This is a genomic window from Allosphingosinicella sp. (genome assembly GCF_036387215.1).
Taxonomy (GTDB): Bacteria; Pseudomonadota; Alphaproteobacteria; order Sphingomonadales; family Sphingomonadaceae; genus Allosphingosinicella.
This window is the reverse complement of record NZ_DASVUE010000100.1, coordinates 1-5,228: the sequence shown is the minus strand read 5'-3', so window position 1 is coordinate 5,228 and position 5,228 is coordinate 1. Positions and strand designations below refer to the sequence as shown.

General features: G+C 68.6%; 4 protein-coding genes. 3 read left to right on the top strand and 1 reads right to left on the bottom strand.

The window, feature by feature from the left end:
• The first annotated feature begins 156 nt into the window (after positions 1-156).
• Positions 157-1,410, top strand: a complete 1,254-nt coding sequence (locus VF662_RS04410) for a M24 family metallopeptidase (RefSeq protein ID WP_464138125.1) — start codon at positions 157-159, stop codon at positions 1,408-1,410.
• Here VF662_RS04410 and VF662_RS04405 read toward each other — a convergent pair.
• Positions 1,407-2,762: an efflux transporter outer membrane subunit gene (locus VF662_RS04405; protein WP_464138123.1), complete on the bottom strand. Its 1,356-nt coding sequence runs from the start codon at positions 2,760-2,762 to the stop codon at positions 1,407-1,409. The genes VF662_RS04410 and VF662_RS04405 overlap by 4 nt on opposite strands.
• A 134-nt stretch (positions 2,763-2,896) precedes the next feature.
• On the opposite strand from VF662_RS04405, the gene VF662_RS04400 reads away from it, so the two are divergent.
• Positions 2,897-4,129: an HlyD family secretion protein gene (locus tag VF662_RS04400; protein ID WP_464138121.1), complete on the top strand. Its 1,233-nt coding sequence runs from the start codon at positions 2,897-2,899 to the stop codon at positions 4,127-4,129.
• A partial coding sequence (locus tag VF662_RS04395; RefSeq protein WP_464138118.1) for a cysteine peptidase family C39 domain-containing protein occupies positions 4,126-5,228 on the top strand: 1,103 nt, incomplete at its 3' end. The genes VF662_RS04400 and VF662_RS04395, both read left to right, overlap by 4 nt.

Below are 5,228 nucleotides of genomic sequence, written 5' to 3'. Positions count from 1 at the left end.
TCATTAACGCATGTCAGCATCGGCCGTTTCCATGCGTTCGAAAAGGTTCTTCGGGCTGTGACGCATCTGCAACAGGCCTGCGCCCCGGCAGACCATTGCGCAGCGTCGCCAGCCGTGTGATCAGGCGCGGACCCGGACAAGTGAGGAGCGGGCGGCATGGCCCTCAACAGACGGAACTTCATGGCATCGGCGGGAGCGGCGGCGGCGGCTTCGATGCTTCCGGACGTCGCGGCGGGAGCCTTCGCCGACCCGGAGCTGAAGCCGATCACCGGCAGGGCGGTGCCGATCGGAGTGGCCGAGCGCGAGGCGCGGATCGCCCGCGCACAGCAGCTGATGCGCCGGCAGGGCCTCTCCGCCATCCTGGTCGAGCCCGGGGCGAGCCTCGTCTATTTCACCGGCGTCCGCTGGAGCCGAAGCGAGCGCCTCACCGCCGCCGTCATTCCTGCGAGCGGCCGGATTGCCGTGTTCACACCGTTTTTCGAGGAGCCATCCGTCCGCGAGAGCCTCGCCGTCCCGGCCGATCTGCGCACTTGGAACGAGCATCAGGATCCGCTCGCCCTCGTCGGCGCCTGGCTCAAGGAGCGGAAGCTCGGCTCCGGCACGATCGGCGTCGAGGAGACGGTGCGCTATTTCGCGGTCGACGGGCTGCAGCGGGCGCTTCCGCAGGCGCGGATCCGCTCAGCCGCTCCGGTGGTGCGCGCGATCCGCATGATCAAATCGCCCGCGGAGATCGCGCTGATGCAGCTGGCGAGCGACGTCACAATCGCCGCCTACCGCCACACCTATCGGCGCATCGAGAAGGGCATGACCCCGGCGGAGATCGGCGCGATCATGAATGCGGCGACCACCGCGCTCGGCGGTCGCCCCGAATTCGCCCTCGTGCTGCTCGGCGAGGCGAGCGCCTATCCGCACGGCACCGGCAAGCCGCAGGCGGTCAGGGAAGGCGAGGTCGTCCTGATGGACTGCGGATGCACCGTCCAGGGCTACCAATCGGACATCTCCCGCACCTTCGTGTTCGGCGAGCCCACGAAGCGCCAGCGGCAAGTCTGGGACCATATGCACCGCGGTCAGCAGATCGCGTTCGAGACGGCGCAGGTCGGCGTCCCCGCGGGCCGCGTCGATGATGCCGTCCGCGCTTATTACACGAAGCTCGGCTACGGCCCCGATTACAAGCTGCCCGGCCTCTCGCACCGCACCGGCCACGGCATCGGCCTAGAGGGGCACGAGCCGATCAACCTGGTCCGCGGGGAGCGGACGCCGCTGGCGTCCGGGATGTGCTTTTCCGACGAGCCCGGCATCTACATCCCCGGCCAATTCGGCATCCGCCTCGAAGACTGCATCTACATGACGGAGCGGGGGCCCCGCTGGTTCTCAACCCCGCCGCCATCGCTGGACCGGCCGTTCGATTAGGAGCGAGGTGCTCCGCCGAGGGCTCGGTAGAGGTCGATTGCGGCGTTCATCCGCTCCTGCGTGGCGATCGCCAGCGCATCCTCTGCCTGCACGAGCATCTGCTGCGCATCGATCATGAAGCGAAGGTCCGCCTCGCCCTCGATATATTGGAGCCGCGTCAGCCGGGCAGTCGTGCGCGCTTCCCCGACCACCTGCTCCAGGAGCGCCTGGCGCGCGCGCGATTTCTCGACTGCGGTCAGGGCATTCTCGGCCTCGGAGAGCGCCGTCAGAAGCGCTCCGCGATAGAGCTGCACCGTCTCCGCCTGCTGCGCGGTGGCGAGCGCGAACTCGCCCCGGAGGCGGCCGCCGTTGAAGATCGGCGCCAGCAGCGCAGCGCCCGTCGCGAGCGTCAGGCCGTAGGGGCCGGTGAGGCTTGCCGCCTGGCCGAGCGCGCTTGCGGTGAGGGTAAGATTCGGGAGGAAGGCGGCGCGGGCTTGTTCGACATCGCCCGAAGCGGCGCGGATCCGCGCCTCCGCGGCGCGGACGTCCGGGCGGCGGACGAGCAATTCGGCGGGCTGTCCTGAGCCGATCTCGGGCACGGTCAGGGTGGCAAGCTCGGCTTCGGGAGCGCTGAACAGCGGCGCTTCTTCCCCGACCAGGACCGCAAGCGCATTTCGCGTCTGCACCTGCGCCTCGGTGAGGCGGAGCCGTTCGGCTTCGAGCTGGCGCACTTCGATGCTCTGAAGCCCGGTCTCGACCTTCGTCCCTTCGCCCTCACGAAGGCGGATGCGGATGATCCGGTCGAGCTCGCGGGCGCTTGCAAGGTTCCGGTCCAGCAGCGCGATCCGCTCCGACAGCACCGCATGTTGCACGAACGAGCGAGCCACCTCGGCCTCGACGGCGAGCGCCGCGGCGTCTCGGTCGAAGGCGGCCGCTTCGACGCGGCTCAGCGCAGCCCGGCGGCCGGCGCGGGCGCGGCCGAACAGGTCGGCGTCCCAGGAAACATCCACGCCGGCCGAGCCGGCGCTGAAATCGAAGGCGGAGCCGCCTGTATTGTCGGTCTGGGTGGCGCTGAGGCCCGCTGAGGCATTCACGACCGGAAGCATTGCGGCACGCGCGCCCCTCAACTGCGCCCGCGCCTGCGCAACCCGTGCCCGCGCCGCGCCGATATCGGCATTGGCCGAAAGTGCCCGGTCGATCAGCGCCTGGAGCGCGTTGGAGCCGAATGCTGCGCCGAGGCTCGTCGCACGTGGGGCCGACGGTTCCGACGCCTGCCAATCCGAAGAGCGCAACGGCGGCGCCTTCGCGAGCTGCATCTGGGGTGCGCAGGCGGCGAGGCAGACGGGGAGTGCGAGGACCACGTGCTTCTTCATCGCCACCGCCTGTAGCGGCCTTAGGTAAACAGCGGGCTAAGCTGAACGGGCGCGGTTGCGGCGGGCTTAACCGTCTTTTCAGCCCTTTCGGCTACTCGCCTCCCAGTGCACCGAACGGGAAGACGCGCGGGTAGATGAATAGTCCATTGTTCCGGCAAGAGGTGATCGAGGCCGGGCGCGACCGGCTGGCGGGCACCGTCGTCGCCGCGACGCCTCCGCGCTCCCGAGTCTATGCGACCCTGCTGATGCTGGTCTTCCTCGCGCTCGTCCTCATCCTGGTCTTCGGCCAGCATGCGGCGCGCGAGCAGGTGAGGGGAACCGTCTCCTACGATGCCGGGATCGCGCGCGTCTATCCGAACGCTCCCGCCGAGATCCGCCAGGTCCATGTCCGCACTGGCCAATATGTGAACGCCGGCGACCCGCTGGTCACCGTGTCGCTTGCGCAGGGCCGCGGCGGCATCGGCAGCCAGCTGGGCGAGCTTGCAAGGCAGGACGCGGAGCTTGCCCGCCAGCTCGAACTCTCCTCGCAGCTCGGTTCAGCCGAAACGCAGGCCCTCGACCGGCAGCGGGCGAGCCTTACCGCCGCGATCGGATCGCTCGAGCGGCAGCGCAGCTTCGCCGCGGGGCAGATCGGCCTTGCGGAAGCCGCGGTCCGCCGCGCCGCCCGGCTCGCCGCGGAAGGCGCCGGGAGCCAGCGCCAGGTGGAGGAGCAGCGCGCCGCGGTGCTCGCCCGCCGCGCCGAAGTGGAAAGCATCAACGAACGCGTCATCAACCAGCAGGAGGCGCTTCGTGCGATCGACGCGCAGATCCTGCAGCGGCGGATTGCGGCGACGCAGAGCGGCTCCCAGCTTTCCGCGCAGCGCGCGGCGCTCGCCGAGCAACGGGCAGCGCTCGTCCGAACCGACCAGCTGACCCTCACCGCCCCAGTGGCGGGCGAGGTCGGCGACGTCAGCGTCCAGATCGGCCAGCGCGCCCGGCCCGAGACCTCGCTCGTCACCATCGTGCCCCGCGGCAGCCAGATCGAAGTGTGGCTCTATGCGCCGAGCCGCGCCGTCGGCTTCGTTCGTGTGGGACAGGAAGTTCGCCTCCAGTTCGATGCCTTCCCATACCAGAAATACGGCGCCGGCCGCGGCACCGTCACCGCCGTCTCGCGCGTTCCGATCGAGGCCAGCGCGATCGATCCGGCGCTTGAGGTGCGGGAGCCCGTCTTCCGAATCCGAGTCCGCATCGATGAAGTGGCGCCGCGCGTGTCCGGCGCCGAATCCCGGCTTCGCCCCGGAATGACGCTCACCGCCAACCTGGTGCTCGAGCGGCGCCGGCTCTGGGAAGTCCTGTTCAACCCCATTGCAGCGGCGCTTCGCACATGATCGGCATCGAATGGCCCTGGTCGCAGCGCATCAAGCCGATGCTGCAGTCGGAAGAAGCCGAGTGCGGCCTCGCCTGCGTTGCGATGATCGCCGAGCATCACGGCCATAAGGTCAACCTGCCCGGCCTCCGGCACCTCTATCCGGTGTCGCTCAAGGGCGCGACGCTCGCCGAACTGATGAGCGTCGCCTCCGATCTCGAGCTCGCTCCCCGCGCGCTTCGGCTCGAGGTGGAGGAGATGCCGAAGCTTCAGGTGCCGGCGCTCCTGCACTGGGACCTCAACCATTTCGTGGTGCTGGAATCGGTCGGCTCGAAGAATGTCGTCATCGTCGATCCGGCGGTGGGGCGGCGGACGCTGACCCAGAAAGAGATCGGCCGCCACTTCACCGGCGTCGCACTGGAGCTCACGCCGACTTCGGATTTCCAGCCGATCGAGGCGCAGACCAAGACCAGGCTCAGCGACCTCTGGAGCCGCCTCACCAATTATCGCGGCGCGCTCATCCAGGTGCTGGGCCTGTCTCTGCTGCTGCAGCTGACGGCGCTCATCATCCCATTCTTCATGCAGCTGACGATCGACGAGGGGATCGCGCAGGGCGATGCCAACCTCCTGCTCCTGCTGCTGATCGGCTTCGGCCTCGTCTATGCGTTGAACGGCGTTACCAAGGCGCTCCGATCATGGGTGGTGCTGACGCTGGGCGAATCGCTGTCCTTCCAGCTCGGCGGAAACGTCGTCCGCCACCTCCTCCGCCTCCCGCTCGGCTATTTCGAGAAGCGCCACGTCGGCGATCTGCTGTCGCGCATCGGCTCGATCCAGCCGATCCAGGCCCTGCTCAGCCAGGGGATCGTCAACGTCCTCATTGACTCGGTGCTGGCGATCACGACCCTGATCGTGATGGCGATCATCAGCCCGCTTCTCACCATGATCGTGGTCGGCACCACCGTCCTCTACCTTATCGTGTGGGCGCTCCTCTATCCGGGGCTCCGCCGCCGGACCGAGGAAGAGATCATGGCCCGCGCCAAGGAGGAAACGTACCTCATGGAGTCGATCCGGGCGATGCGCTCGATCAAGCTCCACACCAACGAGGCGATGCGCGAGAATGG

Coding starts and splice junctions, on each gene's coding strand:
- VF662_RS04410 (WP_464138125.1), top strand. CDS start 157: ATGGCCCTCAACAGACGGAACTTCATGGCATCGGCGGGAGCGGCGGCG.
- VF662_RS04405 (WP_464138123.1), bottom strand. CDS start 2,762: ATGAAGAAGCACGTGGTCCTCGCACTCCCCGTCTGCCTCGCCGCCTGC.
- VF662_RS04400 (WP_464138121.1), top strand. CDS start 2,897: ATGAATAGTCCATTGTTCCGGCAAGAGGTGATCGAGGCCGGGCGCGAC.